At 72.6% G+C, this 17520-nt stretch carries 14 protein-coding genes; 12 read left to right on the forward strand and 2 right to left on the reverse strand.

Features of this window, described 5'->3' with window-relative positions; genetic code table 11:
- Nucleotides 1–473: 473 nt before the first annotated feature.
- Both ACIQGQ_RS18670 and ACIQGQ_RS18675 read left to right on the forward strand, forming a co-directional pair.
- Nucleotides 474–2180 (forward strand): MFS transporter, encoded by a 1707-nt coding sequence (locus tag ACIQGQ_RS18670; RefSeq protein WP_402397031.1) that lies wholly within the window; start codon nt 474–476, stop codon nt 2178–2180.
- A 73-nt stretch (nt 2181–2253) separates the two neighbouring features.
- Nucleotides 2254–3450 carry an acyl-CoA dehydrogenase family protein gene (locus ACIQGQ_RS18675; protein ID WP_402397034.1) on the forward strand — a complete coding sequence of 399 codons (1197 nt, stop codon included), beginning with the start codon at nt 2254–2256 and terminating at the stop codon, nt 3448–3450.
- Nucleotides 3451–3495: 45 nt separating this feature from the next.
- Here ACIQGQ_RS18675 and ACIQGQ_RS18680 read toward each other — a convergent pair whose 3' ends face one another.
- On the reverse strand, nt 3496–3933 hold the full coding sequence (locus tag ACIQGQ_RS18680) for a cell division protein SepF (RefSeq protein WP_402397037.1): 438 nt from the start codon (nt 3931–3933) through the stop codon (nt 3496–3498).
- A gap of 308 nt (nt 3934–4241) precedes the next feature.
- Here ACIQGQ_RS18680 and ACIQGQ_RS18685 point away from each other — a divergent pair, with 308 nt between their 5' ends.
- From ACIQGQ_RS18685 to ACIQGQ_RS18715, 7 genes are all read left to right on the forward strand, one after another.
- Nucleotides 4242–5474: a DUF5685 family protein gene (locus ACIQGQ_RS18685; RefSeq protein WP_402397040.1), complete on the forward strand. Its 1233-nt coding sequence runs from the start codon at nt 4242–4244 to the stop codon at nt 5472–5474.
- A 460-nt stretch (nt 5475–5934) separates the two neighbouring features.
- A complete protein-coding gene (locus tag ACIQGQ_RS18690) occupies nt 5935–7767 on the forward strand; it encodes an FAD/NAD(P)-binding protein (protein ID WP_402397043.1) in 1833 nt (610 codons plus the stop codon).
- A 79-nt stretch (nt 7768–7846) separates the two neighbouring features.
- Complete coding sequence (locus ACIQGQ_RS18695; protein WP_402397046.1) at nt 7847–8914, forward strand: LLM class flavin-dependent oxidoreductase; 1068 nt, start codon at nt 7847–7849, stop codon at nt 8912–8914.
- A 17-nt stretch (nt 8915–8931) separates the two neighbouring features.
- Nucleotides 8932–10212, forward strand: coding sequence for an NtaA/DmoA family FMN-dependent monooxygenase (locus ACIQGQ_RS18700; protein WP_402397694.1), 1281 nt, complete (start codon nt 8932–8934; stop codon nt 10210–10212).
- A gap of 4 nt (nt 10213–10216) precedes the next feature.
- Nucleotides 10217–11032 (forward strand): DUF1684 domain-containing protein, encoded by an 816-nt coding sequence (locus tag ACIQGQ_RS18705; RefSeq protein ID WP_402397049.1) that lies wholly within the window; start codon nt 10217–10219, stop codon nt 11030–11032.
- 253 nt (nt 11033–11285) lie between these two features.
- Nucleotides 11286–12185: a S1 family peptidase gene (locus ACIQGQ_RS18710; RefSeq protein ID WP_402397052.1), complete on the forward strand. Its 900-nt coding sequence runs from the start codon at nt 11286–11288 to the stop codon at nt 12183–12185.
- Nucleotides 12186–12394: 209 nt separating this feature from the next.
- Nucleotides 12395–12874 (forward strand): hypothetical protein, encoded by a 480-nt coding sequence (locus tag ACIQGQ_RS18715; RefSeq protein WP_402397055.1) that lies wholly within the window; start codon nt 12395–12397, stop codon nt 12872–12874.
- A 33-nt stretch (nt 12875–12907) separates the two neighbouring features.
- On the opposite strand, the gene ACIQGQ_RS18720 is transcribed toward ACIQGQ_RS18715, so the two are convergent.
- Nucleotides 12908–13834 (reverse strand): DUF4231 domain-containing protein, encoded by a 927-nt coding sequence (locus ACIQGQ_RS18720; RefSeq protein WP_402397058.1) that lies wholly within the window; start codon nt 13832–13834, stop codon nt 12908–12910.
- Nucleotides 13835–14069: 235 nt separating this feature from the next.
- On the opposite strand from ACIQGQ_RS18720, the gene ACIQGQ_RS18725 reads away from it, so the two are divergent.
- From ACIQGQ_RS18725 to fxsBH, 3 genes are all read left to right on the forward strand, one after another.
- Nucleotides 14070–14783, forward strand: a complete 714-nt coding sequence (locus ACIQGQ_RS18725; RefSeq protein ID WP_402397061.1) for a hypothetical protein — start codon at nt 14070–14072, stop codon at nt 14781–14783.
- A 215-nt stretch (nt 14784–14998) separates the two neighbouring features.
- Nucleotides 14999–15166 (forward strand): FXSXX-COOH protein, encoded by a 168-nt coding sequence (locus ACIQGQ_RS18730; protein WP_402397064.1) that lies wholly within the window; start codon nt 14999–15001, stop codon nt 15164–15166.
- Between the two features lie 30 nt (nt 15167–15196).
- Entirely contained in the window at nt 15197–17443 is a 2247-nt protein-coding gene (gene fxsBH / locus ACIQGQ_RS18735; protein ID WP_402397067.1) for a radical SAM/SPASM protein FxsBH, inactivated beta-hydroxylase extension form, read from the forward strand.
- Nucleotides 17444–17520: the final 77 nt, after the last annotated feature.

The following is a 17520-nucleotide window of genomic DNA, read 5'->3' on the forward strand; positions in this document are numbered from 1 at the left end:
TTCGTGATGACGATGTGATGTGGAGTATGTCTCAGCGGGGTCTTTATTCCTGACCCGCAAACGCCTCCCGGCGGGAGAGCGCGCTATTGATTTCGCACGCATTTCGGAAGGGTGTTTGGCCGCGTGCAGAAAAGCGCAGGAGGTGCCGGTATGAATTTATCCGGCCCTTCGGGACGGTGGAACGGAACGTGCCGGTCCGGTCACCCGCCGCTCCCGGTGCGGGCCCGGCGGACGCTCCGCGCGGGCGGCCGAGTACCGTCCTGTGCCGGGCGCCGGGGGTGTCCGCGCAGGTCCCGGCGTGGCCCATGCCACATCTCCGGGCCGGAACGGGTATGAGATGGGCCACGTGTGGGGGGTCCGAACTCGCGTACGCTGACGGATCACTCGCCCGCCGATGCCGGGCCGTGAGGGGCGGCGAACGGCCGCGCTCCCGGATGGCCCGCCGCGCGCGAGGGACCTTTGGAGGTACATGCATGTCCGGGACGACCAGAGCCCGATTCCGGCTGCGCCCGGCGGCCGACGGTGCCCATCGATGGGTCGTCCTCATCGTCCTCTGCCTCAGCCTCCTGCTGGTGGCGCTCGACTCGACCGTGCTCCACGTCGCTGTACCCGCCGTCACCGAGGACCTCCGGCCGAACGCGGCCGCCCTGCTCTGGATCGTCGACGCCTATCCGCTGGTCTGCGCCTCGCTCCTGGTCCTCTTCGGCACCCTCGGCGACCGGGTCGGCCGCCGCCGGGTGCTGCTGCTCGGCTACGCCCTCTTCGGGGCCGCCTCCGCGCTCGCCGCGATGGCGGACAGCCCCGGCGTCCTCATCGCGGCGCGCGCCCTGCTCGGGGTCGGCGGCGCGATGATCATGCCCGCTACGCTGTCGATCCTCCGTCAGGTCTTCCCCGACCGGCGCGAACGGGCGGTGGCGATCGGCGTCTGGAGCGCGGTCGCGGCGGTGGGCGCCGCCGCCGGCCCCGTCGTCGGGGGCTTCCTCGTCGAGCACTTCTGGTGGGGCTCGGTCTTCCTGATCAACGTTCCGCTGATGGCGCTGGTCCTGCCGGTCGGACGGCTGCTCCTGCCCGAGTCGCGCGGCAGCCACGACGGCCCCTGGGACGTGCTCGGCGCGCTGATGGCGGCGGCCGGGGTGCTCGGGGTGGTCCTCGGGGTGAAGCGGGTGGGCACCGGCGAGGGGGCGCTGACCCTGGCCGCGCTCGTCCCGCTGCTGGCCGGTGCGGTGCTGCTCGTCGTGTTCGTACGCCGTCAGAAGCGGCGCGCGAACCCGCTCATCGACATCGGGCTGTTCACCCGGCCCGCCTTCTCCACCGCGGTGGGCTGCATCGTCCTCGCCATGCTGGCCCTGGTCGGCCTGGAACTCATAGCCGTGCAGTACCTCCAGCTCGTCCTCGGCCTGAGCCCGCTGGAGACCGGCCTGCGGCTGCTGCCGCTCACCTTCGCCGCGATGGCCGCGGGCGCCACCGGCTCGTACACCCTGCGTCTCGTCGGGCCGCGCCGGATGGTCGGCTGGGGCTTCGTGATCACCGCCGTCTCGGTGCTGGTGCTGACCGCGATGGGCCAGCACGACCGGCCGCTCCTGCTCGCGGTGGCCTTCGTCTTCCTCGGCTTCGGGCTCCAGACCACCCTCTTCGGGGCGTACGAGTCCATGCTCAGCGAGGCCCCCGCCGACCGGGCGGGCGGAGCGGCGGCGATCGGCGAGACCTCGTACCAGTTGGGCGCGGGGATGGGGATAGCCCTGCTCGGCAGTGTCATGAACGCCGCCTACGCGCCCGGTCTCTCGAAGCTCGCCGACGACGGTGTCCCGGCCGGGGCCCGGGGTGCGGCCGCCCACTCGCTGGGCGAGGCCTACCAGGTGGCGGACCGGCTGGGCGGGCCGCTGGGCACGGTGCTGCGCTCCACCGCCCGGGCCTCCTTCGTCACGGGACTCCATGTCACGCTGCTGGTCAGCGCCGCCCTGCTGCTGGCCGGGGCGTTCGCCGCGCTGCGGCTGCCGAGGCGGATGGACTCCCCGCCGGTGCCCGGGGAGGCGGAGGAGGCGGCCGGCGCGAAGGCGGCGTGCGAGGGGCGCGAAACCCCGTGCGAGAGCCCCGGGACCGACCGCCCCCAGCGCTCCCTGCCGCGCCCCGGCCGGGGCCGACCCGCCGGGGCGACCGGCCCTGGACGGGCGGCGCACTGAGCCGTAACGTCGGGGCGAGTTCGTAACTACCACTGCTAGTTTTAGCGTCGCGCGAGCCGCCGGAGGCAGTCACATGTCCACCACCGAGCCCTCGAAGCTCCCCCCCTTCGACCCTGCCGACCCGCTCGGCATCGCCGATCTGCTCGGCGCGGAGGACCTCGCGATCCGCGACACCGTCCGGGGCTGGGCCGCCGACCGGGTCCTGCCGCACATCGCCGAGTGGTACGAGAACGGCGAACTGCCCGGCATCCGCGAGCTGGCCCGCGAACTGGGCTCGCTCGGCGCGCTCGGGATGTCCCTCCAGGGGTACGGCTGCGCGGGCGCCACCGCCGTCCAGTACGGGCTGGCCTGCCTGGAGCTGGAGGCCGCCGACTCGGGGATCCGCTCCCTGGTCTCCGTGCAGGGCTCGCTCGCCATGTACGCCATCCACCGCTACGGCTCCGAGGAGCAGCGGCAGCGCTGGCTGCCGGGCATGGCCGCCGGCGAGATCATCGGCTGCTTCGGGCTCACCGAGCCGGACCACGGCTCCGACCCGGCCGGGATGCGGACCCGCGCCCGGCGCGACGGCGGGGACTGGGTGCTCGACGGCCGCAAGATGTGGATCACCAACGGCTCGGTCGCCGGGGTCGCGGTGGTCTGGGCGCAGACCGACGAGGGGATCCGCGGCTTCGCCGTACCGACCGGCACCCCGGGCTTCTCGGCGCCGGAGATCAAGCACAAGTGGTCCCTGCGCGCCTCGGTCACCAGCGAGCTGGTCCTCGACGGGGTGCGGCTGCCCGCCGACGCGGTGCTCCCGGGCGTCACCGGTCTGCGGGGTCCGCTCAGCTGCCTCAGCCACGCCCGGTACGGAATCGTCTGGGGCGCCATGGGCGCGGCCCGCGCCAGCTTCGAGGCGGCGGTGGACTACGCGCGCACCAGGGAGCAGTTCGGCCGGCCGATCGGGGGCTTCCAGCTCACCCAGGCCAAGCTCGCGGACATGGCCGTGGAACTGCACAAGGGCATCCTCCTCGCCCACCACCTGGGGCGGCGGATGGACGCGGGAAGGCTCCGCCCGGAGCAGGTCAGCTTCGGGAAGCTCAACAACGTGCGGGAGGCGATCGAGATCTGCCGTACCGCGCGCACGGTCCTCGGCGCCAACGGGATCTCGCTGGAGTACCCCGTGATGCGCCACGCGACGAATCTGGAGTCGGTGCTCACGTACGAGGGGACCGTGGAGATGCACCAGCTGGTGCTGGGCAAGGCGCTCACCGGCCTGGACGCCTTCCGGTAGGAGGCGGCGCCCCGTCCGCCCCGGGCCGTCCGGCGAGCACCCTGCTCAGCTCTGGTTGAAGAAGCCGTCGGCCCGGCGGCCGGCGGTCTCGGTGACGATCTGGGTGTCCGCCGGGGTCAGCAGGAAGACCCGGGTGGCCACGCGCTCGATCGAACCGCGCAGCCCGAAGATCAGTCCGGCGGCGAAGTCGACGACCCGCTTCGCGTCCGTGGGGTCCATGGTCGTGAGGTTGACGATCACGGGAACGCCGTCCCGGAACAGCTCACCGATGGCCCGCGCGTCCCGGAAGCTGTCCGGGGTGACGGTGGCGATCCGGCGGTCCGTCTCCTCGGCGGCCTCCGCCGCGACCTGGACCCGGGGGTCCGTCACCCAGGCCGGACCGGTCCCGGTCCGCTCGCCCTCGGCGTACTCGTCGTCGTAGTACCGCTCGTCGTTGTCCTCCACGAGGCCCAGCCAGGCACTTGCCTTGCGCACCGATCCCATGGACGCCTCCTCTCACCGCGGTTCCGTGATGTTCCGCATCTCTTTCGTCTCCCTATGGTCGTCCATGATGCGGATCGTGCGCCAAGTGGATAGTCGGCGCGCAGGGGTTTCGTGACGGTACTGGTGCAGAAGATCTGTCGATTCGTCAGGGTTTCTCCCGCATCAGGAGTCCGAAGGAAAGAAAATATGATGCTTCGGGCCGGACGGGTGATGCCGGGGGCGTACGGGTGGGGGAACGCTCGAATACGATGCCTGTCGCCCGGCCGCACGAGCCCGGCGCACAGGTGAACGACTCTCGGGGGAACGTCGTGTTCGGAATCGTCAGGCCCTGTACCCACCGCTTGTCCGAAGGGCTCAGGACCGAGTGGATGGCACACCTCTGCGGGCTCTGCCTCGCACTCCGCTCCGACCACGGCCAGTTCGCCCGGATCGTGACGAACTACGACGGGCTGATCGTCTCCGTCCTGACGGAGGCCCAGTCCGAGCGCACCACCGGCTGGCGGCGTACGGCGGGCCCCTGCCCGCTGCGCGCCATGCGCACCGCCCCGGTGGCCCGGGGCGAGGGGGCCCGGCTGGCCGCAGCCGTCTCCCTGGTCCTCGCCTCGGCGAAGGTCCGGGACCATGTCGCGGACGGGGACGGCCTGCTGAGGCGCCGTCCGGTCGCGGCCGCCGCCCGCCGGGTCGCCGCGGGCTGGGACCGCGCCGGTGCGCGCGCCGGCGCCCGGCTCGGCTTCGACACGGCGCTGCTGGTGGACGCCGTCGACCGGCAGACCGGCATCGAGCTGGCCGCCGGCCCCGGCACCCCGCTGCTCACCGTCACCGAACCCACCGAGACCGCCACTGCGGCCGCCTTCGCCCACACCGCGGTACTCGCCGGGAGGCCGGGCAACGCCGTCCCGCTCGCCGAGGCGGGGCGCCTCTTCGGACGCCTGGCCCATCTGCTGGACGCCGTGGAGGACCAGTCGGCCGACGCCGCGTCCGGCGCCTGGAACCCGCTCACCGCGACCGGCACCTCGCGCGCCGAGGTACGACGGCTCTGCGACGACGCCGTGCACGGGGTGCGCCTGGCGCTGCGCGACGCCGAGTTCACCGACGGAAAGCTGGTCCACGTCCTGCTCGCGCACGAGCTGCGCCGGTCGGTGGACCGGGCCTTCGGCACCGAGGCGTGCTCGCACCGGGCGGGCGGCGTACTCCTGGACGGGAGCGGCGCGCCGGTGGGAGGCCGGCCGGACGGTTCCTTCGGGCCGCCGCCGGGCAACCCGTACGCGCCCGGCGCGCCCGTGAACCCGCCGCAGCCCCCGCCGGAGCCGCCGCGCGACCGGCGCGGCCTGGTCGCCGGATGCCTGGTCTGGGCGGGGCTGGCCTGCACCTGCCAGATGTGCTGCGGCACGTTCGAGGACCCGTGGACCCGCCGGCGCCGCGAGGGCCTGTGCAGTCAATGCGACTGCGGGGACTGCTGCGAAGGATGCGACTGCTGCTGCAACTGCGGTGAGTGCTGTGACGGATGCGACTGCTGCGATTGTGGCTGCGACTGCGGTTGACGGAACCGGACCGGACGGTGCGGCATGGCGCGGCGAGGGGAGGGGAGAGCTGCGTCGTGTGCCGAAGGCACGGGGGGAGCGGCACCCGGACGCCGTACGAGGTCCGGGGCCAGGAGGCGCGAAGGCGCAGGGGGTCGGCTCAACAGGAGGCGGACCACACACGACCGAGGTCGATGTGGGAGCGCTTGACCAGCCACTGCTGCGCATGCATGGACCCAGTGGAACAGGCATCCGATGAGCCGTCAACCACGCCCGGACGAGGGGACCACAGTGTGGACGGGCGTTGACAACACCCCGTCGTCGGCGCTTTTCTCGGAGCCGGACCGGCGCTGAGGGGCCCGGTCCGCGTTGTGTGACGGCCGAAGGCACCCCGTGTCCGATCTCTGCATCCACGGAGCCTCCCCATGCCCGCGCACACCCCTGCCCCCACCCGTCCCGCCCGCCTCCCGGCCGGTGCCCGGTGAGCGGGACACCGGCACTCGTCGTCATAGGCGCCGGACCGAGCGGTACCGGACTGATCGAGCGCATCGCCGCCAACGCCCCCGACCTGTACGGCGACCACCCGCTGACCATCCACCTCGTCGACCCGCACCCGCCCGGCGGCGGACGGATCTGGCGGCACGGCCAGTCGCCGCTGCTCTGGATGAACTCCCGGGCCGAGGACGTCACCATGTTCACCGACGACACGGTCCGCATGGCGGGGCCGGTCCGCCCCGGGCCCGCGCTGAACACCTGGGCCGCCGAGGTCCGGAGCGGCCGCGCGGCGCTCCCGGAGGGGGCGCGGGCCGACACCGGCCTCCGCGACGGGATCGGCACCCTGGCGGACGACGGCTTCCCGGGCCGTCGGGTGCAGGGCGCCTATCTGCGCTGGGTGTACGAGCGGGCCGTGGCCGCCCTCCCGCAGCGCGTCACCGTCCACTGGCACCGGGGCAGCGCGGTCCGGGTCTCCGGTTCGCGCGAGGGGCGCCAGCGGGTCTGGCTGGCCGGGCACGGCACCCCGCTCCTCGCCGACGCCGTCGTCCTCGCCGTCGGCCACCTGGAGGCCGAACCCGAGCCGGAGCATGTGGAGTTGGCCGATTTCGCGCGGCGGCACGGGCTCCTCCACCTGCCGCCCGACTTCACCGCCGACACCGATCTGGACGCGGTGCCCGCCGGCGAACCGGTCCTCGTCCGCGGCTTCGGGCTCGCCTTCGTCGACCTGATGGTGCTGCTCACCGAAGGGCGCGGCGGACGCCATGCGGACGGCGCGTACCTGCCGTCCGGCCGGGAGCCGGTGCTGTACGTCGGATCGCGGCGGGGCGTCCCGTACCACTCCAAGCTCGGGTACGGCTGGCACGGCGAGAAGCCGCCGCTGCCGCGCTTCTTCGGCCCGGACCGGATCGAGGCGCTGCTGAAGGCGGACAAGCCGCTCGACTTCCGGCGCGACGTGTGGCCACATATCGACAAAGAGCTCGGGCACGCCCACTACCACCGGCTCTTCACCGCCCACCCCGAACGCACCACGGGCCGCCGGGCGGACTTCGAGGAGCGGTACGCCGCCGCCGAACCGGGCGGGGCCGAACTGGCCGCACTCGTCGCCGCCGCCGTCCCCGACCCCGCGGACCGGCTCGACCTCGACGCGATCGACCGCCCGCTGCGCGGTGTGCGCCACCCGTCCCACGAGGCCCTCCAGAAGGCGATGCGCGGCTACGTCACCGCCGACCTGGCGCGCCGTCACGACCCCGCGCACAGCCCGGACCTCGCGGTCTTCCTCGGACTGCTCTCCGTCCACGGGCAGCTGACCCGCCTCGGCGACGTCGGGGACTGGTGGCACGGATTCTTCGGCTTCCTCGCCTCGGGCCCGCCCGGGCCCCGGCTGCACCAGCTCCTCGCGCTCTCCCGGGCCGGAATCGTACGGTTCCTCGGCGCCGGGACGACCGTCGACACCGACGAACGGCGCGGCCTCTTCCTGGCGGGCTCCACCACCGTCCCCGGCCCTCGGACGGCGGCCCGCACCCTGATCGAGGCCCGGCTGCCCGGCCCCGCCCTGGAACGCACCCGCAGCCCACTGCTCCAGGAGCTGTACGCGGAGGGGGCCGCCGTCACCGCCGGCGGACTGCTCGCGGTCGACCCCGACACCGGCCACGTGCTGTGGAGCGACGGCCGGCCGCACCGGCGCCGCTTCGCCCTCGGCCCGTACACCAGCGCCCGCACCGGCGCGGTGTTCACCCGGCCGCGCACCGGCGGACCGGCCTTCCGGCAGAACGACGCGACCGCCCGCGCGGCACTCACCTTCCTGAGGGACCTCGCCTGAGGCGAGCCACGCCACCCCGTGGCCCGGGGGCCCGAAACGCCCCGGGCCGCCGCTCCCACCGACCCCGAGAGGTACGCCCATGCCCCCGACCGCGCCCCTGCACCTCGCCGCCGAGATCGGCGGCCCGCCCCGCTACGACCCGGGGCACCACACCGGCCTCGCCCGGCTCGCCGAGCGCGGCGCCCTCGACTTCGTCACGCTCGGCGACTCCTTCGCCCGGCCGGGACCCGACGCGCTCGCCGTACTCGCCCGGGTCGCCCCCGCCACCCGCCGGATCGGACTGGTGCCCACCGTCACCACCACCCACACCGAGCCCTTCCACGTGTCGTCCGCCGTGGCCACCCTGGACTGGGTGAGCCGGGGCCGGGCCGGCTGGCAGGCGGACGTGTCGGCGACGGAGGCCGAGGCCCGGCTGTTCGGCCGCCGCCCGGCTCCACCCGCCGAGGAGCTGTGGCGCGAGGCGGGGGAGTGCGCCGACGCCGGCGCCCGGCTCTGGGACAGCTGGGAGGACGGCGCCGAGATCCGGGACGTCGCCACCGGACGCTTCATCGACCGGGACAAGGTCCACCACATCGACTTCGCGGGCGAGTTCTTCTCCGTCCGGGGCCCGGCGATCGTCCCCCGGCCCCCGCAGGGCCGTCCGGTGATTGTGATGGACGCGACGGGCGGCCCGGCCCGCGGGACCGCGGCCCGCCACGCCGACGTGGCCCTGGTCCGGGCCACCACCCCCGAACGGGCGGCCGAGGCCCGCGCCGAACTGCGCCGCCGCGCCGCCGCGTACGGACGCGACCCCGGAACGCTCCGGGTCCTGGTCGCGCTCACCGTCGACCTGGGTGACGCAGAGAGCGCCCCGGAGCCCGGTCTGGCGAGCGGCCCGCCGCTGGCCGCGGGCGGCTCGTACTACCGGGGCGGCCCGGTGGACCTCGCCGAACTGATCACCCGGTGGCACCGCGCCGAAGCGGCCGACGGCTTCCACCTCACCCCCATCACCCCCGGCCGCGACCTCGAACGGATCGTCAACGGAACCGTGGCCCTGCTCCAGCACCGCGGCCTCTTCCGCACCTTCTACCCCGGCGGCACCCTGCGCGAGCACCTCGGGCTGGCCCGCCCCGCCAACCGGTACGCCACCCGAGGAGACCGGGCATGACCACCGCGCCCCCGCAGATGCATCTCGCCGCCCACTTCCCGGGCGTCAACAACACCACCGTCTGGTCGGACCCCCGCGCCGGGAGCCAGATCGACTTCGCCTCCTTCGAGCACCTGGCCCGCACCGCGGAACGGGGCACGTTCGACTTCTTCTTCCTCGCCGAGGGGCTGCGGCTGCGCGAGCACAAGGGACGCGTCCACGACCTGGACGTGGTCGGCCGCCCCGACTCCCTCACCGTGCTCTGCGCGCTGGCGGCCGTCACCGACCGGATCGGCCTCGCCGCCACCCTCAACGCCACCTTCAACGAGCCCTACGAACTGGCCCGCCGCCTCGCCACCCTCGACCACCTCAGCGAGGGCCGGGCCGCCTGGAACGTCGTCACCTCGCCGGACGCCTTCACCGGCGAGAACTTCCGGCGCGGCGGCTACCTCGACCCGGCCGACCGCTACGGCCGGGCCGCCGAGTTCGTGGCCACCGCCCGGGAGCTGTGGGACAGCTGGACCCCCGAGGGCACCCCGCGCCCCTTCCGCCACCACGGACGGCACTTCGCCGTCGAGGGCGAGTTCACCGTCCCCCGCTCCCCGCAGGGCCACCCGGTCGTGATCCAGGCAGGGGACTCCCCGGAGGGCCGGGAGTTCGCCGCCTCCGCCGCCGACGTCGTCTTCACCCGCCACGGCACCCTGGAGGAGGGCCGCGCCTTCTACGCCGACGTCAAGGCACGGCTGGCGAAGTACGGCCGGGCGCCGGACGAGCTGAAGATCATGCCCGGGGTCACCTTCGTGGTCGGCGACAGCGACGCCGACGCCCAGGAGGAGGCGGCCGAGATCCGCCGCCTCCAGGTCTCCCCGCAGAACGCGGTGCTGGCCCTGGAACAGGTCTGGGGCCGCGACCTCTCCGCCTACGACCCCGACGGGCCGCTGCCGGACATCGAACCGGACCCCGCGGCGGCGCTCGCCCGGGGCAGGGTCAGGCACGGCGACCCGCTCGTCGTCGCGGCGCGCTGGCGGGCGCTGGCCGAGGAGAAGGGGCTGTCGATCCGGCAGACCGTCATCGAGACGACGAGCCGTCAGTCCTTCGTCGGCAGCCCCCGCACCGTCGCCGAGCAGCTCATCCGGTTCGTCTCCGCCGGGGCCGCCGACGGATTCATCCTCGTACCCCACCTCACCCCCGGCGGCCTGGACGGATTCGTCGACCGGGTCGTCCCGCTCCTGCGGGAGCGCGGGGCGTTCCGCACCGCGTACACCGGCTCCACGCTGCGGTCGCACCTGCGACTCGCCGAGCCGGTGTGGAAGGGTTGACCCCATGAGCACGGACGCACCGCAGCCGCACGGAGCCGCGCAGGCGGCACAGGACTGGAAGCACTGGCACGAGGAGCGCACCGCCACGGTCGCCGGCCCCTACGGACCGCTCTCCCTCACCGGCACCCACTGGCTCTCCGACCACCCGGAGGGCAGCATCCCCGGGGTACCCGGACAGTGGCGGGAGGACGACGGGGCGGTCCTGCTCAGCGCCTCGGCCGAGGACGGGCTGACCGTCGACGGCGACCCCTTCGCCGGCCGGGTCCGCCTCACCGCCGACCGGGGCCCGATCGAGACCTCCCGCGTCGCCCACGGCCACCGCCGGCTGGTCGTACTGAGCCGGGAAGGGCTCTGGGCGGTACGCGACTTCGACCCGGACGCCCCCGCGCGGCGCGCCTTCCGGGCCATCGAGGCCACCCCGTACGACCCGCGCTGGGTGCTCACGGGCACCTTCCGCCCGTACGAGGACGCCCGCACGGTCCGGGTCGAGAACGCCGACGGGGTGGAGCGCGGTCTCGGGCTCGCCGGGGAGATCGCCTTCGAGGCGGACGGCGCGGAGCACACACTGCGGGTCGCGGTCGAGCCGGACGGCTCGCTCTGGGCCGTCTTCGCCGACGCCACCAGCGGGAACAGCAGCTACCGCTTCCGCTTCCTGCGGCCCGCGGCGCCCGCCGGGGACGGCAGCGTGACGGTCGACCTCAACCGCGCGCTGCTGCCGCCGTGCGCCTTCGCGGACCACTTCATCTGCCCCTTCCCGCCGCCCGGCAACACCCTCTCCCTCGCCGTCGAGGCCGGTGAGCGCAACCGCATCGACGGCTGACCGCTCGTCACGGGAATCCGGAACGACGGCCCCCGGCGCCACCTGCGCGGCGGGGGCCGTTCGCCGTCCGAAGGGCGACCCGGGGCCAACGGGCCCTCTTGCGTGACAAGTTGACGCCTTGAATACTCCCTCGCAGCGCTTGTCAGGAGCACGGCAGGACCGCAGCGCGGGTTCCCGCCGTGCCGACGACTGCGCCTCACGGGTCCGACCACCCCACAGGCGGACCCCCGACTTCCCCTCGGGAGGATGAAAAGTGAGGATCAAGCGCACCGCCCCCCTCGGATCCACCGCCGGACGCACCAGGGCCGTCGCCATCGCGGCGGGCCTCGTCGCCGTCGCCGCCCTGGCCGTCCCCAGCGCCCAGGCCGATTCCCCCACCACCTTCAGCGCCCAGCAGCTCTCCGCCGCGAGCGACGCCGTGCTCGGCGCCGACGTGGCGGGCACCGCCTGGAGCGTCGACCCGGCGACCAAGAAGCTCGTGGTCACCGCCGACAGCACGGTCTCCAAGGCCGACATCGCGCGGATCAAGGAGATCGCCGGAGCCAACGCGGGCGCCCTGAAGATCGAGCGCACGTCCGGCAAGATCAGAAAGCTGATCTCCGGCGGCGACGCGATCTACGCCCCCAGCTGGCGCTGCTCCCTCGGCTTCAACGTCCGCAGCGGCAGCACCTACTACTTCCTGACCGCCGGTCACTGCACCGACGGCAACCCGCCCTGGTACACCAACTCGTCGGGCTCGACCAGCATCGGCCCGACGGTCGGCTCCAGCTTCCCGACCAACGACTACGGCCTGGTCCGGTACGACAACTCCGCGGTCTCCCACGAGGGCACCGTCGGCAGCGTCGACATCACCGGCGCGGCCAACGCCACGGTCGGCATGTCGGTCACCCGCCGCGGCTCGACCACCGGCACCCACAGCGGCTCGGTCACGGGCCTCAACGCCACGGTCAACTACGGCAACGGCGACATCGTCTACGGCATGATCAAGACCAATGTCTGCGCGGAGCCCGGCGACTCCGGCGGCCCGCTCTACTCCGGTTCCAACGCGATCGGCCTCACCTCGGGCGGCAGCGGCAACTGCACCTCGGGCGGAACCACGTACTTCCAGCCGGTCACCGAGGCGCTGAGCGCCTACGGCGTCAGCATCTACTGACGCTCCGGTACCTCCGGTTCCACTCCGTCGAACAGGCGGCCGACCACACGCGGAGCCCCCGTCCGAATGCCGGGCGGGGGCTCCCGCTCGCCCCGCGGCATTTGGCATGATGTGGGGCAGGTCGGTCACGCTGGAGCAACGGGGGCGGGCGGTCGCCGTCCGGAGACGTCCTCCGGGCCCCCGGCAGACACCTCAGGGGGTTCGGGTCCGTGAATCGCATCGGAGTGACCGGTCATCGCACCATCCCGGAAGAGGCCCGGGCCCATGTGCTCGCGGGCCTGAGAGCGGCGCTCTGCGGTCTGGAGGGGTCCCTGGAGGCGCTCTCCAGCCTCGCGGTGGGGGCCGATCAGCTCTTCGCCGATCTGGCCCTGGCCCGTGGCGCGGACCTCACCGTGGTCATCCCGAGCGGCGACTACGAGTCCTGCTTCGAGGACGCGGCCGAGCTCGCCCGCTACCGGGCCCTCAAGGGCCGGGCCGCCCGCGAGGTGCGCCTCGGCTACCCGCACTCCACCGACGAGGCGTACTACGCGGCGGGCGCCTACATCGCCGACCACTGCGACCGCCTCCTGGCGGTCTGGGACGGCCGCCCGGCCCGCGGCCTCGGCGGCACGGGCGACATCGTGACGTACGCCCGGAGCCTGGGCCGTCCGGTCACGATCATCTGGCGCGAGGGCGTCGAGCGCGACTGACGGTCCGGCCGGCGGGCCGGACCCGGCCCGCCGTCACATCTGGTGGCGGGCCAGCCAGTCGGTGTGCTGCGGGGAGACGATCCGCTCGGTCTCGAAGACCGCCCCCGGCCACTGACGCTCCGTCAAGGTCGTCTCCATCGCCACCTGCATGGCCTCCAGGTCCTCCTCCACCAGGGAGTGCGCCGAGATCAGCGGGTGGTGGCGGCGCATCTCGCTCCAGGCGAGGCAGGCGGCCGCCGCCGCCGAGAGCGCGCCCGTCAGGGCGAAGGACTGGGCGGCGGAGAACGTCCTCAGCACCGCGAACACCAGGGCCAGCGCGGTCAGGATGGCGATCGTCGTCGACCAGACCAGCGTGGCCCGCCGGGACACCTCCTGCCGCCTGCGGTACCAGTTCCGCTGCTCGATCAGCCGGTCCCGCACATACGTCTCCTTGCGTACGGTGAACGCCTTCTCCCGCAGTTCGCGCATCGAGTCGGTGATCAGCCCGCCCGAATCGGCCGTCAGGTCCCGGGGGTCGGCCCATCCCACCTTGCGGAGCTCCTGGAGCCCCTCCTCCAGCCGGTTGGCGAACACCGCCTCCGGGTGATGGGTGCCGGTGTCGAACGGGGAGCCGTGCACCGAGTAGCGCCAGCACATCGACTTGATGAACTCCGCGGCCGACCGGTTGAGCTGCCAGTGCGACTTCGCCTTGCGCCGGGCCGAGAGGTACGTCGATATCAAGACACCCAGATACGCCAACACGCTGACGGAATCAGTGAGTTGAAACGTGTCAGCCACGGCGAAGTGCCAGGGAAGGGCTGCCGGAACGGCCCCTGCGACCAGTAGGATCAGCTGGAAGCGGGTGGTGTTCACGGCCTCCCGCTGCCGGGCGACGGCGATCTCGTCCGTGTGGTGGAAGAGCGCCGGAAGGTCGGCGTTCCTGAAGACCATGCTCTGGAGCGGCCCGGGAAGCGCCGTCATGTTCACTCCCGTTCGCGGTTGTCGGCAGGCTCGATCGGTGATCCGGATGGCGGCAAGAGCGTAGAGGCGAGGTGCCGTACGCGGCAACGGCCCGGTGCTGTCGACGGCGCTTTTCGGTCCGGAAAGGGCCCTCGTGCGGGCCGGGTTGCTGTGGCAGTGTGGTTCAACTGTCCTTGTCTTGGCGATGGTTGCCGCTTAGGTCCTCATCGCGATCGGTGTACGGGGGGACCGGCGGATGGCTGAGGGTGCTGGCAGGAGCGAGAGTCCGGTGTCCGGTGCACAGGTGAGGGTGCGGCGGAGCGCCTTGCTGTTCACCGCTCCACTTGTCCTTCTCGCGGTGTTGACCGTGGTGCTGATCTGGGAGTCGGTGCGGGCGAACATGGCGCCCGGGGACCAGGCGCAGTGGCCGTGGCGGCTGCATCTGATGGGCATGGAGGTGCTGGGCAGTCTGCTGGCGGTCTCGCTGGGGGTCGTGCTCGCGAGGGCGCAGTACGCCCGCACTGTCCGGCCGCATTTGGGCTGGAGGGGCGTCTGGGCAAAGGGAATGCTGGCAGACGGGGCGCCGGCGTGGCGTGTCGGGATACTCAACGGTGGTCAGTACACGGCGGTGATCGAATCGTGGAACATCAGGGTGGTCATGAGGGGTGAGGAGGACGTCCCCGACGCACCGTGGAGCAGCGTCTCCGGTGCCGCGGCGGAGCTGTCCGCCGCCGGATTCGCCGCGGGGACGGACTTCAGACTCATCGAGTTCGGTGCGGGATTCCCCCTGATGGGAGGCGTGGGCGCTCACGAGACGGTGCTGGTGGGGGCCTTCTCCGAAGGCTTCGCCCAGAGGGTCGAGTCGCTCTACGTGCGCGCCAGGGTCACGGATGTCGCGGGCGACACTCACGAACGGATCACGGACTGCATGAAGGGGATGTGGACCGACAGGGCTGTTCCGTTCGAATGACGCCGCCCGTCCCGCCCGTACTGTGGCCATTTCCTGCACCTGGGGCGTTGCTCCGTCTGGCTGCGGTAATAGGGCTGTAATCCAGTCGTGTGACAGGCAGTTGGTCGAAGTGACCAAGCTGGTCAGGGGTAGTACAGTCATGCTGCCGGGCACTGTGGCTGTAAGTGTTCCGGCTGCTTTCCATCGAGTCGGAACACTCCCCTCCAAGGACAACCATGAAGACCTCCGAATCCTCTGTCCCCTTCGCTGTTGCGAAGAAGAGCACGGTGCCGCTCTCCAGGATCGACCTCGGTACCGCGGAAGCCACCAGGAAGCTCGACCGGGTGTTCGCCACCTCGGCCGGTCGCCACTCTCAGGCGTCAACCTTCAGCTCCGCGCTCTGAATCGCACTGCCCACTGGCTACACTGAAGGAATGACAGGACCCCTGGTCCCCTTCCGTGAATTCGTGCTCAAAGTGCACAGCAGGTGCGACCTTGCCTGCGATCATTGCTATGTCTATGAACATGCGGATCAGAGTTGGCGAACCCGACCCAAAGCAAGCTCTGAAGACGTTATCTTCCGGACTGCTCAGCGTCTGGCCGAGCATGCCAAGGCACATGCACTGCCCTCCGTGTCAGTGATCCTGCACGGAGGGGAGCCCCTACTGGCGGGGCCCGCCCGGCTGCGGCAGGTCTGCGAAGCTCTGACCTCCGCCCTCGACGGCGTCGCGGAACTCGATCTCCGCATCCATACCAACGGGCTCCAGCTCAGTCCCCGGTATCTCGACCTCTTCGACGAATTCGGCGTCAGGGTCGGCATCTCCCTCGACGGAGACAAGGCCGCCAACGACCGGCACCGCCGCTTCGCCGACGGGCGCAGCAGCCACCCGCTGGTCCTCAGGGCCGTGGAACTGCTCCGGCAGGAGCGGTACCGCCATCTCTACCTCGGGCTCCTGTGCACCGTCGACATCGAGAACGACCCCCACGCGGTCTTCGACGCCCTGGCCGAGCTCGAACCACCGCTCATCGACTTCCTGCTCCCGCACGCCACCTGGGACGATCCGCCGCCGCGCCCGGAAGGCGCGCCCACCGCCTACGCCGACTGGCTCCTCGCGGTCTTCGACCGCTGGCAGGAGCGGGGGCGTCCGGTACCGGTGCGGATGTTCTCCTCGGTGCTGTCCACGCTGAGCGGCGGTCCCAGCCTCACCGAGTCCCTGGGGCTCGCCCCCACCGATCTCGTCGTCGTCGAGACCGACGGCCAGCTCGAACAGGTCGACTCGCTGAAGAGCGCCTACGAGGGCGCCGCGGCCACCGGTTTCGACGTCTTCACCCACACCCTCGACGAGGTCGCGTCCCACCCGGGCGTACGGGCCCGGCAGCTCGGGCTCGCCGGGGTCGGCGAGGCCTGCCGGCGGTGCCCCGTCGTCCGCTCCTGCGGCGGCGGCCTCTACACCCACCGGTACCGCTCCACCGGCCCGTCGGGCCCCTTCGACAACCCGTCCGTGTACTGCGCCGACCTGATGGCCCTGGTGCGCGGCATCGAGGCGCGGACGGCTGCCTCCCTGATCGCCCCCGAGGTGACCGAGCGGCAGGAACTGCCAGGCTCCCAGCGGGACCTCACCCGCATGCTGCTGGCCCGGCTCAACGCCGACCTGGAAGGGCGCGGCGGCGAGCCGTGGGCGCGGGCCTGGGAGCTGGCCGCCGCGATCGAGACGTCCGACGAGGGGGCCCGCGGTCTCGACGGGGTGCTGGCCCATCCGTACACCCGCACCTGGCTGCTCCATGCGCTGGAGCGGCTCCAGCAGGGGGACGTGTCCGTCGCGCGGCGGCTTCCGGGGTACCTCGCGGTCGCCGCGGTCCGGGCCGGTCTCGACCTCCCCGTGGACGTCGGTCACGCGGACGGCCGACTGGTGCTGCCCGGGCTCGGCGAGTTGCGGATCGAGGGCGCGGGGGAGCGCGGGACGGCGCAGGTGCGCGCCGTCGAGGACGGCTTCCTGGTCCGGTGGGGCGGGCGCGGTTCCGCTCCGGCGGAGCGGCGGGTCACCCGGCCCCGGACGGCCGCCCCCGGCTGGCGGCCGGTGCGCCGGTTCGCGATGCCGGGTGGTGTGCCCGGCCCGGTCTTCGAGCTGGCGCTCGACGACCTCGACCCGTACCGCGACTGCTTCCCCGCCCCGGTTGCCGCGCCCCTCGGAGACCGGGCCGCCGCGGATCTGGTGTTCCGGCTCGGTGAGGCCTGGGTGCTGATCGAGGCGAAGGCGCCCGCGCGGGCCGCGGAGATGGTCCGGAGCCTCACCACCCTCACCCCGCTCACCGGCCTCGCCCCCTCCGAGCCCGCCGTCGGGCGGCACGGGTACGGGGCCCTCGGGGTCGCGGTGGACGGAGGCGCCGAGGAACTGGCGTTCGCGCTGCTCCGGGGTTTCCGGCGGGCCGAATTGCGGGCCCTCGCCGACGTCACGGATCTTTACGCGGCGGACGGCTCCTGGGAACATCGGATTCCTTGGCAGGAAGAAACAGTTCCGTTTTCCCGGTTGCTGGCCGACACCTATGAGCGGATGGTGTTGGGCGCATTCGAGCCACGTTGCCTGGAGGGTGTGGCACAGGCTCTCGACACGCTGGAAGGTGGGGCCGAGCTCACCGTCAGTGGAAAACGATTGCTGGATCTGATGCGAAAAGAAGTCTGAGTCTCGAATTCCGGTTCGAACGAGGATGTGGGGGCGCGTGGGACAACTGGGAAGAACGGTCCCAGACCGAATTCGAT

Source organism: Streptomyces sp. NPDC092952 (genome assembly GCF_044754785.1).
Lineage (GTDB): Bacteria > Actinomycetota > Actinomycetes > Streptomycetales > Streptomycetaceae > Streptomyces.